The sequence below is a fragment of the Desulfomarina sp. genome (genome assembly GCF_054039375.1).
Genome location: NZ_JBPLBA010000199.1, coordinates 1 through 16,660, shown reverse-complemented (window position 1 = coordinate 16,660; position 16,660 = coordinate 1). Strand labels below are relative to the sequence as shown.

15 protein-coding genes and 1 riboswitch are annotated in these 16,660 nt (G+C 46.3%); of the genes, 9 read left to right on the top strand and 6 right to left on the bottom strand.

Features of this window, described 5'->3' with window-relative positions; genetic code table 11:
* Positions 1–1,766, bottom strand: a 1,766-nt coding sequence (locus ACXLDX_RS11510) for a ribonucleoside triphosphate reductase (protein ID WP_457577329.1), incomplete at its 3' end; no start/stop codon positions are given.
* A gap of 85 nt (positions 1,767–1,851) precedes the next feature.
* Positions 1,852–2,066: riboswitch (cobalamin riboswitch) on the bottom strand.
* Positions 2,067–2,560: 494 nt separating this feature from the next.
* Here ACXLDX_RS11510 and ACXLDX_RS11505 point away from each other — a divergent pair.
* The 8 genes from ACXLDX_RS11505 to ACXLDX_RS11470 all read left to right on the top strand — a co-directional run bounded on the left by ACXLDX_RS11505 (position 2,561) and on the right by ACXLDX_RS11470 (position 10,735).
* Complete coding sequence (locus ACXLDX_RS11505) at positions 2,561–3,544, top strand: dihydroorotate dehydrogenase-like protein (RefSeq protein WP_457577328.1); 984 nt, start codon at positions 2,561–2,563, stop codon at positions 3,542–3,544.
* A 160-nt stretch (positions 3,545–3,704) separates the two neighbouring features.
* Positions 3,705–5,018, top strand: a complete 1,314-nt coding sequence (rsxC, locus tag ACXLDX_RS11500; protein ID WP_457577327.1) for an electron transport complex subunit RsxC — start codon at positions 3,705–3,707, stop codon at positions 5,016–5,018.
* 133 nt (positions 5,019–5,151) lie between these two features.
* Complete coding sequence (locus tag ACXLDX_RS11495) at positions 5,152–6,168, top strand: RnfABCDGE type electron transport complex subunit D (protein WP_457577326.1); 1,017 nt, start codon at positions 5,152–5,154, stop codon at positions 6,166–6,168.
* Positions 6,165–7,058: an FMN-binding protein gene (locus ACXLDX_RS11490; RefSeq protein ID WP_457577325.1), complete on the top strand. Its 894-nt coding sequence runs from the start codon at positions 6,165–6,167 to the stop codon at positions 7,056–7,058. The genes ACXLDX_RS11495 and ACXLDX_RS11490 overlap by 4 nt, the downstream gene beginning before the upstream one ends.
* 26 nt (positions 7,059–7,084) lie before the next feature.
* Complete coding sequence (rsxE, locus tag ACXLDX_RS11485) at positions 7,085–7,702, top strand: electron transport complex subunit RsxE (protein WP_457577324.1); 618 nt, start codon at positions 7,085–7,087, stop codon at positions 7,700–7,702.
* Positions 7,702–8,643: an electron transport complex protein RnfA gene (locus ACXLDX_RS11480; RefSeq protein WP_457577323.1), complete on the top strand. Its 942-nt coding sequence runs from the start codon at positions 7,702–7,704 to the stop codon at positions 8,641–8,643. Before rsxE ends, ACXLDX_RS11480 begins: the two co-directional genes overlap by 1 nt.
* 59 nt (positions 8,644–8,702) lie before the next feature.
* A complete protein-coding gene (rnfB, locus tag ACXLDX_RS11475; RefSeq protein WP_457577322.1) occupies positions 8,703–9,578 on the top strand; it encodes an RnfABCDGE type electron transport complex subunit B in 876 nt (291 codons plus the stop codon).
* Between the two features lie 119 nt (positions 9,579–9,697).
* Entirely contained in the window at positions 9,698–10,735 is a 1,038-nt protein-coding gene (locus tag ACXLDX_RS11470; protein ID WP_457577321.1) for an FAD:protein FMN transferase, read from the top strand.
* Between the two features lie 366 nt (positions 10,736–11,101).
* Here the strand turns inward: ACXLDX_RS11470 and ACXLDX_RS11465 are convergent, their stop codons facing one another.
* Genes ACXLDX_RS11465 through ACXLDX_RS11455 form a run of 3 tightly spaced genes read right to left on the bottom strand, consistent with a single transcriptional unit; the run spans position 11,102 to position 14,506 of the window.
* Positions 11,102–12,466, bottom strand: coding sequence for a sigma-54-dependent transcriptional regulator (locus tag ACXLDX_RS11465; protein WP_457577320.1), 1,365 nt, complete (start codon positions 12,464–12,466; stop codon positions 11,102–11,104).
* The gene (locus tag ACXLDX_RS11460) at positions 12,463–13,029 is read right to left on the bottom strand and encodes an outer membrane protein assembly factor BamD (RefSeq protein ID WP_457577319.1); all 567 of its coding nucleotides are present in this window, start codon (positions 13,027–13,029) and stop codon (positions 12,463–12,465) included. The genes ACXLDX_RS11465 and ACXLDX_RS11460 overlap by 4 nt, the downstream gene beginning before the upstream one ends.
* A 34-nt stretch (positions 13,030–13,063) precedes the next feature.
* Positions 13,064–14,506: a sensor histidine kinase gene (locus ACXLDX_RS11455; RefSeq protein WP_457577318.1), complete on the bottom strand. Its 1,443-nt coding sequence runs from the start codon at positions 14,504–14,506 to the stop codon at positions 13,064–13,066.
* A 538-nt stretch (positions 14,507–15,044) separates the two neighbouring features.
* Here ACXLDX_RS11455 and ACXLDX_RS11450 point away from each other — a divergent pair.
* Positions 15,045–15,359, top strand: coding sequence for a hypothetical protein (locus ACXLDX_RS11450; RefSeq protein ID WP_457577317.1), 315 nt, complete (start codon positions 15,045–15,047; stop codon positions 15,357–15,359).
* 39 nt (positions 15,360–15,398) lie between these two features.
* On the opposite strand, the gene ACXLDX_RS11445 is transcribed toward ACXLDX_RS11450, so the two are convergent.
* Positions 15,399–16,118 (bottom strand): aspartate/glutamate racemase family protein, encoded by a 720-nt coding sequence (locus ACXLDX_RS11445; RefSeq protein ID WP_457577316.1) that lies wholly within the window; start codon positions 16,116–16,118, stop codon positions 15,399–15,401.
* A gap of 10 nt (positions 16,119–16,128) precedes the next feature.
* A partial coding sequence (locus ACXLDX_RS11440; protein WP_457577315.1) for a hypothetical protein occupies positions 16,129–16,660 on the bottom strand: 532 nt, incomplete at its 5' end.

Genomic DNA, 16,660 nt, shown 5'->3' with positions numbered 1-16,660 from the left:
GGAAGCTGGGTGGAATTGGTGTAGATCGGTACCGCGGTTCCGGTTCCGACATGGAGACTGTTGATCATTTTCGGGAATCTTGCGGCATCCAGTTTTGCCAGTCTGAAGCCGGTTCCTTCCGCAGGTGTGGCCTCAAGGTTATAGAGGTTACCCGTTTCTTCCTGGAATTTCTGCAGTCTGTCCCGCATGAAATCGAGAATTTCCATGCCGAACTGTCGACCGGTTTCCTCGCCGATGGTGACGCCAAGCAGGTTGAGGCAGGCCTCGTTGGCGCCGATGATACCGATGGTGGAAAAATGGTTTTCCCAGAATTTCCCGAATCGTTTTTTTACATCCCTCAGATAATACCTGGTATATGGATAGAGACCTTTGGCTGTATAGCGTTCAAGAATTTTTCTTTTAAGTTCAAGGCTTGTACGGGCTATGTCCATTTTCCGGGACAGACCCGAAAAAAAAGAATCCCTGTTATGGCAACTGCAGCCCAGGGCAGCCAGATTGATAGTGACCACTCCGATGGAGCCGGTCAGGGGGTTGGCGCCGAACAGTCCACCACCCCTTTTTTTCAGTTGCCTGGTGTCAAGGCGAAGTCGGCAGCACATGGAGCGGGCATCGTCAGCAGAGAGATCGGAGTTGATAAAATTGGCAAAATAGGGAATGCCGTAACGGGCCGTTACTTTCCAGAGTCGATCTAACTTTCTGTTTTCCCAGTCAAAATCGTCAACAATATTATAGGTGGGAATGGGGAATGTGAAAACCCGTGATTTTGCGTCCCCTTCGGCCATGATTTCCAGAAAGGCCTCGTTGATCATACTCATTTCTTTCCGGTATTCACCATAACTGTTTTTCCGGTATTCACCACCAATGATAACCGGCTGATCGCGCAGGGTGGATGGGGGCTGCAGGTCCATGGTAAGATTGGTGAATGGTGTCTGGAAACCGACCCGTGTCGGCACGTTGAGGTTGAAAATAAATTCCTGGATGGCCTGCCTGACCTCCTTGGGCGAGAGTTTGTCCTCCCTGACGAAGGGTGCCAGCAGGGTGTCAAAGGAGGAGAATGCCTGGGCACCGGCAGCTTCGCCCTGCAGGGTATAGAAGAAATTGACAATCTGACCGAGAGCACTGCGAAAATGTCTCGCCGGTGCCGATTCGGCCTTGCCTGGTACACCGCGGAAACCGTTGAGCAGCAGGTCCTGCAGATCCCAGCCCACGCAGTAGACGGAAAGCAGGCCCAGGTCGTGAATATGGATATCTCCTTCTTCATGGGCTTTTTTTACTTCAGGCGGGTAGATTCGACTGAGCCAGTAAGTCTTGCTGGTTTCATTGGCAATATAATTGTTAAGTCCCTGGAGAGAGTAGGCCATGTTTGAATTTTCTTCCACCTGCCAGTCGAGACGGTCGAGGTAATTGTCGATGAGCCGTATATCAGCCTGTTCCACCATTTCCCGGAGGCGGGCCTGTCTGTCCCTGTAAAGGATGTAGGCTTTCGCTGTTTTTTTATAGGGAGAGGAAATAAGAACTTCTTCCACCAGGTCCTGGATTTCCTCAACTTCAGGAATCTGGTGAGAGTAGAAATTGTGGGCAAGGTTGAGAACGCGAATGGTCAGGCGTCTGGCTTCACCTTCGTCAAATTCACCGGTTGCCAGTCCCGCCTTGCAGATGGCAGTCGTTATTTTCCGGGCTTCGAAAGGCACAAGTTGTTGATTGCGTTTCCTGATGGCTGTGAAGGCGACAGAGCGTGATTCCGCATGGATTGCTGCAAGTGACATGAATTACTCCTTTCCTCGAAGGTGGTAATGGTTTTCTGATCACCCTTGAATTTCAGCCGGGCTGACTGTTGTTGGTGATCAGGATTCAGGTGTAAATATTTCGGCAGGTCTTCGGACTTATGAACAATTGTAAGGCAGCTGGACTGCATTATCGGCCTACTGACCATCGCTTCCCGGGTTTTTTCCCAGTGCTGATGATGGTGGTCGTTTTCAATTACCGCTGCGGGACAGTCCCGGATTTTCACCGGGTTCCCTCTTATGACACCTGATATCAGGTGTGCCGGAATATGTTTTGTCAATATATAGTGGTTTATTTATTTGTCAACACGAAATATAGTGGTGTTAGGTGGGCTTTAGAAGTATTGAGCAGCAGAGAAGCGAAGTGGAAAAAAAGTCTGCTTGAAAACCGGACTGGACAAAACTGTTAAGGAAAAGGTAAAGTAGTTTTGAGAAATAGGGAATAGAGTATATGTTTGTTTTAAAAAAAATTACAATAAATAATTCGCACAAATAGTTGAATTTTTGTCAGTGTCTGAAATGTGTGAACAAAATCGACATATTAAAACCCGGCAACCGGACAATATATATGTTGTTAGTTGTAACCATAAATAAGTTATTCCTTTTTTCGAGAAAAAAGTTCTTGATTGTAGGGGTAAATTCAGCTATTCATTTTTGGTCGAATCGTCTTGTTGGCAGGTCTAGCTTGTTTAGTTAGCGCACAAAATGCACAACACGAATATTTTTGTATTTTGGCTATTACCTTAATCCATTCATGGGAGAGTGAATCAGGCGATATGAAGAATCTTTCAACAAAGTATCTTGGATTGGAATTGAAGAATCCCGTTATTGTCGGTAGTTGCGGGTTGACTCATTCTGTCGACAAGATAAAGGAACTGGCCGATAATGGTGCTGCTGCTGTTGTTCTGAAATCTCTCTTTGAGGAACAGATACAGGCGGAATTTTCCAGCAATCTTGACAGTTATAATACTGACTACCCGGGAGCAACCGATTATGTCAGGGAATATACCCGCTCCAGTGAAATACAGGAATATCTTGACCTGATCCATGATGTGAAAAAGGCGGTTGACATTCCCGTTATAGGGTCAGTTCACTGTATCTCCGGAGACGAGTGGGTTGCCTTTGCGGGGCAGATGGAAGAAGCGGGAGCCGATGCTCTGGAATTGAATATCTCGATTCTGCCCAGTGACCCGAGGTTGACCGGTGAGGCAAGTGAAAAGCGGTTTTTTGAAATTATTGACAGGGTTGGAGAGAAAGTTGCCCTGCCAACAGCATTGAAAATCAGTCACTTTTCAGCATCGCTGGCCAATTTTATTGCCAGGTTAAGCTGGCATGAAAAGGTTTCAGGTCTGGTGCTTTTTAACCGGTTTTATATGCCCGATATTGATATCGACCAGATTTCGCTGAAATCTTCAAATGTCCTGAGCAATCCGGATGAAATCAGCACTTCTCTCCGCTGGATTGCGTTGATGTCTGGAAGAATAGAAAAAGATCTTGCGGCTTCGACCGGGGTTCATGATCATGAGGGACTGGTTAAACAGCTTCTTGCCGGAGCAGCGGCAGTACAGGTTGTTTCGACACTGTATAATAACGGGGCCGGTCAGATCAGGAAAATGCTGGAAGGACTTGAGAAATGGATGGATGAAAAATCCTTTGATTCGCTGGACGATTTCAGGGGCAGACTCAGTTATAAAGAAGTGGATGACCCGGCACTATTTGAGCGGATTCAGTTTATGAAATATTATGCAGGATTGTCTTAACCGTAACTTATCACAGGGGTACCTGTGAGCAATTACTCTTAACCTCCTGGCGCGAAAGGGAAGGCAGGTTACAGACTATTCGTTCTGAATGCCGACAGCGGTAAAGAATTTTCTGCCGTGGGGCTTTCGGATAACAAGAGAAAAACCAAATACAGAACCTATGCTGACATTTTCGAAAGGCGGTACACATCCGCCGGAATTTAAGGAACAGACTTCGGGGCTGGCCATTGAGATGATGCCGATACCGGACGAGCTGGAGATCGTTCTCGGTCAACATATCGGCGCACCCTGTACGCCAACAGTTGCCAGACGGGAAGCAGTAGAAGAGGCTGGTCTGATTGGAGAGGTGAAAAAGGGTCTGGGGGTTCCGCTCCATTCTCCGGTAACCGGCAAGGTGAAGGCCATTGGTATGTCAGCACACCCCATGCGCGTGAGTGTGCCTTCTATTACAGTTACTGTGGATCATGACGCGGAGCCAAAAAAATATGACCTGCAGGATTACCAGGAGCTCAGTGGAAAAGAGCTGCTGAAAAAAGTACATGATGCAGGGATTATTGGAGTTGGAGGGGCCGGTTTCCCAACCCATGTGAAACTGAGTCCTCCACCTGATTCTCCAGTTGATGTCCTTTTGCTCAACGGGGCGGAGTGTGAGCCATATATCACCTCCGACCATCGTCAAATGCTCGAGCATGCCGAAGCTGTAGTTGAAGGTGCAAAGATTATTCTAAAAATTCTCGGTATTTCTGAATGTCATATTGGAATCGAGGCCAATAAGCCCGATGCCATTCAAGTTATGGGCAAAGTGGCAGAGGCTGCTTCTTCGGAGGATTGTTCCATCAGGGTGAGGACGCTTCAGGTCAAGTATCCCCAGGGATCTGAGAAGCAGCTGATTGAGGCTGTTACCGGGAGAAAGGTTCCGTCCATGGCCCTGCCTTCAGCGGTCGGTGTGGTTGTTCAGAATGTTTCCACGGCCAGGGCTATTTATGATGGTGTCGCGTACGGGAAACCGCTCTATGAAAAGGTTGTGACCGTTGCCGGAAAAGGTATTCACAGGCAGGCGAATCTCCTTGTCAGGGTCGGTACAAAAATCAGGGATATTGTCGACTATCTCGGTGGGCTTGAGCCCGGGCTGACAAAAATTATCATGGGCGGTCCAATGATGGGGTTTGCCGTATCAAGCCTTGATATTCCAATAACGAAAACGAGTTCGGCCATTCTGTTTTTGAGAGAAGATGAGATTGATACCAGTCCCCACTCCCAGTGTATCAGGTGCGGCTGGTGTCTTGATGCCTGTCCCATGGGACTGGAGCCGAAGGAAATCGGTATTTATGTGGAGGCCAACCGGGCAGAGGATACAGAACCGTTTGGTGTTTTTGATTGTTTTGAATGTGGCTCCTGCGCCTATGTCTGTCCAGCGAAGCGGCCACTGGTGCAGTTTATTCGTCTGGCAAAAATGAAGGCGAAGAGAGGGTAGGCAGGGCAGAAAACATAAAGTTTCGGCCCTGGAAAATCGGACGGGTAAGCCGTACGATTTGCTAATGCATTAATTTTGAGGTTGAAGGAGAATCGTCATCAAACAGCAAGCGTCAGAAGACCGGCCTGCTGCGATGATGGGGTTATGGAAAGTTTCCGTATCGCCCCATCTCAGGAGCAGTGAATCGGTAGAAAAAATTATGTGGACTGTTGTGGCCTGCCTTGTGCCGCCACTGATTCTGTCACTCTTTGTTTTCGGTATTCAAACGCTTTTCATAACGGCTGTCTCTGTTGTCAGTTGCGTCATTGTGGAAGCTGTAAGCCAGAAGGCCCTGGGAAGAAGGGTGACCATAAAGGATGGAAGTGCCGTGTTGACAGGGATGCTGCTTGCCTTTGTCATCCCTCCCGGGGTTTCCCCCCTTCTGCCGATTCTGGCGGCAGTTTTTGCCATCTATATCGGCAAACATCTCCTGGGTGGCATCGGCTACAATTTTTTTAATCCGGCACTGCTTGGGCGTGCGTTTCTGCTCGCCTCGTTCCCGGTTGCCATGACTTCAGCCTGGTTGCCGCCAATCCATGACATGGCCGTTTTTTCATACCTTGGCGTTCCTGTTGACGCCGTTTCCACGGCAACACCGCTGGCAGTCATGAAGGAGCATGGCATGGCTGCCTTTACCGAGGCATTTGGATCAGGATCATCCCTTTATTCCAGTTTTTTCCTGGGATGGCGTCCGGGCTGTATCGGTGAAACCTCCGGCTTTCTCCTGCTGCTCGGTGGCGGTTATCTGCTCTACAAAAAATATATAACGTATCATATCCCGGTTTCAATCCTGGGGACTATTGCTCTTCTGACCTGGATTTTCGGTGGAGAGACTTATTTCAGTGGAGACCCGCTGCTTGCCCTGGTGACCGGTGGTGCTATTCTTGGTTCCATCTATATGGCTACGGATTATGTAACTTCCCCCACCACGAAGACAGCCCAGGTGATTTTCGGGATCTGTATTGGCGGTCTGACAGTTTTGATTCGTTTAAAAGGTGGTTATCCGGAAGGGATATGTTACGCCATTCTCTTGATGAACCCTTTGAGTACAGTGCTGGACGGCTGGTTTAAGCCGAAACGTTTTGCTCCACCCAAGGGAGGTGCAGAATGAAAGATATAATTACAATTGTCATGCGGTTGACAGTCTCCTGTCTTCTTGCCGCAACTGTTATTGGGCTGACCTTTATCTTCACCAGTAATGCCAAAAAGCACAATGAGCATGTCAAGGAACAGCAGGTGATGTATGAATTGCTCGGTTACAGGGGTGATATGAAGGTGCCCGATTCTGTATCCATGCATGAAATATACCGCTATATTGTTTCGGGACGGGGAAAGCAGTCAATCGCTTACCTGGTACCTGCAGGACATGACGAAGGTGACTTCTATTACGTGAACATTGATCTTGACGGACGGGTCCTTGAAACAAGAAAGGTGAAATTGACTGAAGCTGAAGCCCTGGAAGCGGAGTCCAGAAACAGGGCTGTGGCAGGAGCGGCCGGCACAGGTTTTGATGTACATTTTGCAGATCAGACTATTATTGTGACCGACAACGGTAAGAGAATAGCCTATCTGCTCAGTGGAAAGTTCCCGGGATTTAAGACCTTTATCAGTGTCATGCTGGCTCTCGACCCCCGGTTTGGCATGTTGGGCATGGAGATCCTCGAGCATGAGGAAGATCCGGGTCTTGGTGCCGAAATTGAACAGGATTATTTTAAAAATCAGTTTATGGGTAAACCTTTTGAAGCGCTGAAAAAGATAGGTGTGGTCAAGGAACCTCTGCCCGATGAGTATCGTGCCGCCCTGGAAGGAAAAGTGGGGCAGGAGGAGATTCTCAAGATCCGCCAAAAATATCAGGATAAGGATATATATGCCCTTACCGGTGCAACCATTTCTTCAAGATCTGTGAGTAATGGCGTCAAGGCTATCGTCCGGAAATTTGCCTACCGGGTGGGTATTCTTGATAAAGTGCTGAAGGAACAGCAGCTTGATGTGCCCTTTTAGAGAAAAAGATAAGAGAGGAAAACGACGTGGCAAACGATAAATCAAGTATGCAGCTTGTTGCAAACGGTATTCTCAGTGAGAATCCCATTTTTCGGCTGGCACTGTCCATGTGTCCTGCCGTGGGGATCTCAACCACAGTGATGAACGGGATAATGCTGGGGATTGCCGTGCTCTTTGTTCAGGTTTTTTCCAGTGTAACCATCTCACTCTTTAAAAACGTAATTCATCCGAGAATCAGGATTCCTACCTATACCCTCACCATTGCTACCTGGGTGACGGTCATTGATCTGGTTCTGGCAGCGACCCTGCCCGAAGCATATGCCAAAATGGGTATTTTTGTTAAACTCATCGTGGCGTTTGCCATTATTACCATGCGTCTTGAGATGTTTGCCTGCAAGGAGAGTGTTTCCGATTCGTTCTGGGATGGTCTCGGCATGGGGGTCGGCTTTATGGTGGGTATGGTTGTGATCGGTTTTGTCAGAGAACTGCTCGGGTCCGGTGCCATTTTCGGCTATGATGTACTCGGTTTTAAACCGTTGCTCTTTTTCATCCTCCCCAGTGCCGGTTTTTTCGTGGTTGGGTTGATGATGGCCTTTTTTAACTGGATTGAAATCTATTACAAACGATCAAAAGGGTTAAAATAATGATTTCATATAAAAAACATATTTTTATATTGGCCACCCTGGTTTTCATTCTTGCGCCGATGCTGGCCTGGAGTGGTGATTTCATTTCGGGGCAGAGTTTCGGAGATGACAATGAAATAAAGGTCACCTTTTCAGTGGAGGTTGACAAGGCAATTCTGGAGGATACGTCCAGGTACACTGTGTTTGAAGAGCCGGATCCTGATATCAGATTGACAGTGGAGTCGGCAACAGCCGGACCGGATGGCAGGTCGGTTTCCCTCCGCTTTACTGAACCCCTGAATATGGTCAAAACTCATGTTGTCACAATTTTCGGTATTCCAGGGAAAGATCTGGTAAGTTTCAAGGTGAGCAAATCCTATTTCGGTTACCTTTTTTCCATCCTCATTTCGGCACTGCTCATCAATAACTTCGTGTTCACCAAATATCTTGGTCTCTGTGTTTTCTTTGGAACATCAAAGAGGAAGAGTACAGCCAAAGGAATGGGTGTCGTTTTTACCCTTGTGATGGTCGCTTCGGCTGTCATGAGCTGGTTTTTCTACCAGTTTATTCTGGTGCCGTTTAATCTGAATTTTCTGCAGATTCTTGTTTTTATCGGTCTTGTTTCTCTGACGGTTCAGGCGGTTGATACAATTCTCAGAAAGGTTAATCCTATTCTGTTCAACTCTTTTGGAGTGTACCTGGTTCTTGTTATTGCCAACTGTGTAATTATTGCTGTTCCTCTCATTCTGGCTAATAACAATTATAATATTCTGGAAACACTCATGCTGTCACTGGGTGCGGGGGGTGGTTTTCTGCTGGCACTCTATTTAATGAGTTCAGTCAGTGAGCGTATGCAGCTTGCCAATATACCGCCAACTTTCAAAGGACTGCCCATTGCCTTTATTGTGGCTGGACAGTTCGCCATGGCATTCTTAGGTTTTTCTGGACTGCAGATATTCTGATCCGTCCATCTGGCGGGTATTTATTGTATTTAATGGACTTAAAGTGAGAAAAATTGATTATGGATCCGGCATTAATTAAAATTGCGTTAGGTGGTCTGGTTCTGCTTGGTTGTATCGGGCTCTTTTTTGGTATCGGGCTGGCCATTGCCGCACATAAATTTGCAGTGGAAGTCAATCCGCTTATTGAAGAGGTTGTTGAGTCCCTGCCGCTCGCCCAGTGCGGTGGCTGCGGTTATCCTGGTTGCGAGGGCTATGCTATTGCGGTAGTCAATGATCCCGATGTTCCACCCAATCTCTGTTTTCCCGGAAAAGAAAAGGTGGCCCAGCGGGTGGCTGAACTGACCGGCAAGAAACTGGTGGCAGTCGAGGATCAGATTGCTCTCGTTCGCTGTTCAAGGGTTGAAGGGCGTGTCAGTCACAAACATGAGTACTATGGATTTGCCTCGTGTACTGCGGCAAACCTTTCTTTCGGCGGTCCGTCAGCGTGTAATTATGCCTGCATCGGTCTTGGGGAATGCGCAGAGGCATGTCCCTTTGATGCCATTGAAATGGTGGAAAATTTTCCAGTGGTCAATCCTGACAAATGTGTCAGTTGTGGTGTCTGTGTAAAGACCTGTCCTAAAAATATTATTGAACTGCAGACCCTGAAAGCGCGGGTTTTTGTTCCCTGCTCAACCAGGGATCTCGGGAAAAATGTAAAACAGGTTTGTCAGGTGGGCTGCATTGGGTGTAAGATGTGTGTGAAGGCCTGTCCTGCTGACGCGGTTACCTATGAGGATGGGCTTATCAATATTGATCACAAGGCATGTATAGAATATGGGGAATCATGTGAAACCGCCTGTGTTACCAAGTGTCCTCGTGATATTTTCAGGCATTATGAAGGGCCCCGGGCAATTTCCAGAAATAAGGATGATGGCCTGAAGATGGCGGGCTGAAGAAAAAAGCCCCGGGGCAGGGAAAACACAAAACAAGAAAAACGCTAAGCAATGAAAATCCCCACTGCGCCAATCTTTTCTGCAGTTGATTTTCGCATACTTAAAGAATGGAAACTGATATGAAAAAGACAGAGACCCAAATTGATCAGAAAAGAAGATCGTTTTTGAAGCTTTCCGGCCTTCTTGGCCTCGGGGCCGCATCCGCCGCTTTGCTGCCGACTGAGAGTGCGGAAGCTTTTCTTTTCAATAAAAAAGAATATAAGGTGACCAAAACCCGCCTTACCATGGGTACCTTTGTTGCCATGACCGCCATTCATTCCTCAAGGGATGAGGCGGAGCATGCTATTGGTCTTGCTTTTGAAGAGATTGACCGGCTGAGCAGCCTCCTGACCAAATTTGATGCAGGTTCACCCGTTGGCCAGTTAAACAGTACCGGCAAGCTGGAAGGTGCTCCGGAGGAAGTTCTTGAGTTGATCGCCCGTTCACTCTATTTTCATCGGGAGACAGCAGGCGCTTTTGATATAACTGTCAATCCGTTGATTGACTTGTATAAAGAGGCTTTTGCAGAAGGCAGGACTCCCGACAGTGCCCGGATAGAAGCGGCATTGAAACTGGTGGGGACCGAAAAACTTAAGTTCCACTCCGGCAGAATCGAGTTCACTGACAGCGATATGTCCATTACCCTCGATGGGATTGCTAAAGGTTATATTGTGGACAGGGCATCGGATGTTCTGCGGAAAAATGGAATAGGCAATCACCTGATAAATGGGGGGGGAGACATCCGAACAAGCGGTAGTGCAGCAAAAGGTCGACCATGGACTGTTGCTGTGCAGGATCCCGAGAAAACCAGGGAGTATCCCGATATTATCACCATGAAAGACGGTGCAATAGCTACCTCGGGCAACTATGAAATATATTATGACCGGGAAAAACTCTTTCACCATATCATTGACAGCCGTACAGGGCTGTCTCCCCAGCTCTCGACAAGTGTTACCGTTATGGCACCAACGGTGATGGACGCCGATGCGCTGTCTACTTCGGTTTTTGTCCTGGAACCGAAGGCCGGGGTCCATTTTATCAACTCTCAGCCTCACTGCGAGTGTTTTGTTATTGCCAGGGATGGTTCAGTTTCACACTCTTCCGGATGGCAGGTATAGCCTCCCCGTGTATTGATTTCCTGCACCTGTGAGCAATTACAGTCAAGAGGTCAATGCCGTGAACTTAAGGACAGAATGGGCTTCGTCGCTTAAGTTGGTGTCTGTCCAGAAATAAGGATTTTTGTTCGAGATCAAGACGCACGGAAAATTTTACCGCAACCATATATTTGATATCGGAGTCTACGCTTACCTCCGAGGATAAAATTTTTCGGGCAACGCAGATATCGGGCAAAAAGACCAACTATGGACAGGCACAAGTCAATAATACTGGTCTGGAGGTTATAGATCATAATTGCTGTCCCTGGCAGGAGTTACGCGGGTGGCTGTTGGTGATTTTTTTATCTCAGGGTGAAGACATTGATTTGATTACTTCGAGACGCGTTGTTTCTTGAATTCCGAGGCATCAATATTGTATTTTTTTGATTTGTATTGAATTGCTCTGCGGCTGATACCCAGAAGTTCGGCAGCATCTTTTTTGACCCCTCCTGTCTGTTTCAGGGCCCGGATGATGGCTTCTTTCTCGCTTTGTTTTATGGAAAATGCCGATTCAGGCTGACTGTTTTCCCCACTGTTTTCAAAAATAATTTCAAGTTGGAAGTCTTGCGGGGTAATGATGTTGTTTTTGCAGAGAATAATTGCCGTTTCCAGGGAATTTTTCAGTTCTCTTACATTGCCCTTCCAGGGCAGGCCGGTAAGCCAAGAAAGGGTTGAATCGGGGAGCTCTATGTCTTTCAGATTATTACTCTGGACGTAGTTGTGGAGAAAGTGATGCACTAGCTCCGGAATATCTTCACGTCTGTCACGAAGGGGAGGTATTTGAATTGTTACGACTTTCAGGCGATAGTAGAGATCACTTCTGAATTTCCCCTGCTCAATGGCTTCATTCAGGTCTGCATTGGTCGCGGCTATAACTCGACAGTCAATTTCTTTTTCCTTTATGGCACCAACCTGACGGATTTTTCTCTCTTCCAGGAACCGCAGAAGGCGGCTCTGCATTTCGGCAGAAATATTCCCGATTTCATCGAGAAAGAGACTCCCCTCGTTTGCCGCCTCTATGAGTCCCTTTTTATCCTGAATGGCATGGGTAAAAGAACCCTTGAGATGGCCAAAAAGTTCACTTTCGAGAATGCCGGGGGGAGTTGAACCGCAGTCGACAACCATGTAGGGTTTATCTTTGCGGGGGCTGAGGGTATGGAGCTGTTTGGCAATACACTCCTTGCCGACTCCGCTTTCTCCGAGGATCAGAACATTTGCATTGCTGGAGGCTACTTTTTCCAGTAGTTCTTTGAGCTCAGCCATAACTTTGCTCTTCCCCCAGACAAAATCATGACTACCATCATTTCTGTTTTCCCGGCCTGCGGGGGAAATGGAGAGAATGGTGTTGATTTTTTTGACAAGTTCCTTGCCGTCAAAGGGCTTGGCGATATAGTCAATTGCTCCGGCCCTGACGGCCTTGACCGCATCGGGAATAGTTCCATAGGCGGTGAGAAATATTATTGGCAGTCGGGGGTGCAGTTTGCTGGTTTCGGTCAGAAGATCCATGCCGCTCATTTCCGGCATTTTCATGTCGGAAACAAGGATGTCTATTTTCTGTTTTTCAAGAATATTGAGGGCGGAGAAACCATTGGTAGCCTGAAAAACAATAAAACCAGACGCAGTGAGTCGTGCGTCAAGTACTTCAAGAATATTAGTGTCGTCATCAACTATAAGGACGTGCTTGAGGTCATTCATAACGGTTTTCTCTTTTCCTGAAACGTTTGGTCTATTTTTTCAAGCTCTTCGATCTGGTTCTGGAGTTTTTTGACTATTCCAGCCATCTGGGCAATCTTTTTTTTCTGACTTCTGATGAGTATATTCTTGTTTTTATCATGGAGAGCCTGGATAGTATTTTTCTGGCGAATAAGATCTCCCTGCTGTTTCAGGGCAAGGATCAGCATATGGTAATTTTCAACGAAGGGCTCACCTCCTTTAAGGGCATCCCATTTCTGCAGGTTGCCAATGGCTTTGAGCAGTTCTGTATCATTTTCGGCCTGGATCAGTTGACTGCAGGCAAGGCCATACAGGGCAATCTGGTAATCTCTGGCGGTAGACGCGGCAGCAAGCAAATTTTCATATTCACTTTGGGCATCTTTGAAACTGCCGTTTAAAAAGAGAATCTCCGCTTTGGTATAGGTCTGTTTTTCATTCTTTTGCACAAGATTTGTGATGGGCAGAGTATGACAACCGCTAAGAAGTTGAGTTATGAGAAGAAAAAAGCAAAGCCTGGATGTTGATCGTCCGGGGGAAAACGTCATTGATAGTAACCTCCTGGAAATACAATGGAAAAAGTTAAGGTTTTCGTTTCAGTGGCAGTGCGAAAGTAAAGGTGCATCCCGTTTTTTCGTTATTTTTAACGCTGAGGGTTCCTCCGTAGTCAGCGACGATTTTCCTTGAGATGGAGAGGCCGAGTCCAACTCCGTCCTGGTGGTTTCTGACATTTTCAGTTCTGTAGTACCTGGTGAAAATAAGAGACATTTCTTCTTCAGGAATTCCGGGCCCATTATCTGAAACACTAAAACGAATCATTTTTTTTGTTCGCTTGGCTCTAACCGTGACTGTACTGTTTTCTGGAGAATATTTAATGGCATTACCGATGATATTGACAAATACCTGTTGCAGTTCTTCCCGGACCCCGTGCAGGGGAGGTATATCGTTATCAGCATGAATACAGAGATTGATTTTCTTTTTCTCAGCCAGAGAAGCAAAGGAATAAAACCCACTGTGGATAAGTTTTCTGCAGTCGAGTGTGGTAAAAGTTTTTGTGGTCGGATCAGCTTCGAGTATGGAAACATTGAGCAGGTGATTCAGCAACCGTTTAATTCTTTCGATTTCAATGCTGGCGATTTTCAAAAATTTGAGCTGTTTGGGATTCATCGGCCCAAAAACTTCCTCGATTATCATGTTGACTGATTCATGGATTGAAGACAACGGGGTTCGTATTTCATGACTGAGGCTTGCGATAAATTCGTTACGAATATTTTCTTCTTCATAGAGCTGGCGGCTCATATTATTATATGCGTCGGCAAGTTCCTGGAATTCATTGCCACCTTTCAGGGAAATGGGCTTGTAGACTTTGTCAATGGAGAGTCTTTTGAGTTCCTCTGTTAATGTTTTCAGGGGAGTAAAAATGGATCTTGAAATAAAGAAAAGACCAAGAACACCAACAATTATGGAAACGAAGAAACCATAAAGCCCGTTTCTTGCGCTTTTTCTGCTCTGTTCATTCAGATCGAGAAGAGCAAGATCAATTTCCCGCTGGTTCTGCCTTTTTATCCGGGTTATTCGATCAATCCACATGGTGACAACCTGGTCTGATACGAATTTCAGACCGGGAGGAGGTCTTGATTTCTGATCCCATAATCCACTTTTATGCCGAAAATAACTGTAAATAAAATCTTCCCAGATTCTCCCTGTTCCGGTGCCTGGAGCCTGGAGTGCTATTGCCTGCTGAAGGGCTGATTCAAAGTTGGTTTTTGCCTCTTCAAAAAAATGGGAGTATTTTTCTTTTTTCAGCAGTTTCAGTTTCTTGTGGTTGGCCTCCATATCCAGCAGACTCGAAAGAAGAATTTCAGTCAGCTGGTCAATCCTGTTGTTTTTTTCAACTATATTCTCGGTAGTTTGCACCATATGCTGTACGTTGAAAAGAAGCAGGTACACTGTTCCGGAAAAGATAAGAAAAAACAGAAAGAAAATGAGTGATAATTTCTGGGTAATTCCATATCTGGATCTCATAAACTCACCGTGTGTAATTTCACATGGTTTTTAACCGTTAGCTAACCTGATAAAGGAGGCACATCTCCAGGCTGGATGATTATCCTCAGTAATCAGGATTTATTTCATATAATTACCACTGTGTATGTTTTTGTCGGAAGAATCCTGAGCTTCGACGCCTCTTCCTGAGAAAAATAATTCGACCTGCAGATAGTAGCAAAGGTCGTGCCATATGTCATCTATTCTAAGCATGGAAGAGGGAAACAGGAACCGTCTTGAAACAACCGCGTCTGCAGAAAAAAGGTTTTTTCCTTTGGATTTGAAACAGTTCCCGGGAAAAAACAGCAAGCGAAAAGTGCAATTATTGCACTTTTCGCTGAGAAATGGGCAGAAAACAGTTCGGAGTTGTGCAGGGGCAATTGATAACCATTTACGGTTTAACGAAAAAAAATCTGGCATGGTGATTGCATCATTTTTTATGGTTTCAACTTTGAGTTGAATCGTTTTAACAGCAGGGATTCTGATTGTTCCCTGTTGTCCGCATCGGGGGGGGATAGAGATGATTAAGAAAATTACAGTTGCCGGTCTCTTGTCATTGTTGCTGGTTTTGCATTCCGCTATTGCCCAGAAGGTTGTGTCTACACCATATCCGGAAATGGGAAGGTCTCTCAGTCAGATAATTATCCACGAAAGAAGTATGTTTTCCGGACTGGTACTGAAGACCGACGAAGGGATTGCAATTACGACCAACAGGGGAACATTTCTTCTCAGGGGGGCAGACCTGGAGGAACTGGTGGGGAAAAACGTTCTGGTCACAGGAGTAATGAGGGGAGGAGCGATTTTTGCTGTGAAAATTGACGTCGTTCAACTGTAGGGCCGGGCAGAGATCAGTTGAAGTTTTTCTCTCTCCTCTTCAGCTGGTCTCTGCTTGGTGTTGAGTTGTGTCAAGGGCAAAATCAATCCCCTTTTCCACATGGATACGCGTTGTATCGTAGAATGGCAGGCTCAGGTCTTTTCGGTTGATGAGCATACCGATTTCGGTACAGCCGGCAATAACTCCCTGTGCACCCCGCTGCTGCATGCCATTTATGATTTCATGATACCTGGTCTTTGATTCTTTCATTATCTTTCCACGGCAGAGTTCCTCAAAAATGATCCTGTGAACTTCTTCTCTTTCATCTTCTGAAGGAATGATGATATCAAGGCCGAATGTATCACTGAGCCTTCTCCTGTAAAAATCCTCTTCCATGGTGAATTTTGTGCCCAGGAGGCCGATCACTCTGAGATGATCCTTTTGAATCGCCATGGCAGTGGCGTCGGCAATATGTAGTAAAGGGATTGAAATGGCCTCTTCAATGGCAGGGGCAACCTTATGCATCGTATTTGTACATAAAAGGAGAAATTCGGCGCCTCCCTGTTCAATTCTCTTTCCCGCTTGCGCCAGAAGAGTGGCAATATGCTGCCATTTTTCTTTTCGCATCAATTGTTCAATGGGGGCGAAATCCACACTTTCCATGATAATTTCTGCAGAATGGAATCCTCCCAGTCTTCGGTTAATACCCTCGTTGAGCTGTGTATAATAATGGGCGGTACTTTCCCAGCTCATGCCCCCGAGTAAGCCAATGGTTTTCATATGGAAAATCTCATTTAACGGTTGTTTTCAGTATTTCAGACAATTCAGTTTTTCCTGATTTTTTCATCAGTTCCTTGAGAGCTAGAAGGATTTCACGGATAACTGCAGTTTTAGGTCGGGGAGAAAGAAGTTGGATTTCAAGAGTTTTTATATCAAAAATGATCTCCTCCAGTAATTCATACTCCATGTTGCCCTGTGCTGTGGCAAGTCTGATTTCATTCAGCAGGTCGGCAATACCTTTTTTTTCAGATTCTTCAACAGTCGGGCCATCTCCCAGCACAAGGCCGGTCTTTTCAGGATTTGTGGTTTTTTCAGTGATACCAAGTTCCTCCAATCCTTGTCGGGTGATGGCAATACCGCCGGAAAGGGTCTTGAGTTCAGCGAGGCCCTGAATCATTATCTCCTCTGCAGTGGCTCCGGCTTCTGCCTTGTCAAGGCCAATGGCTCTGCCTATGTCATACATGGACACCTGTTGTTCCATGTTGCCTCCAGTCTGATTATACAGCTCGGTTAGAAAGGGTTTTATCATTGAAATTGTCCTT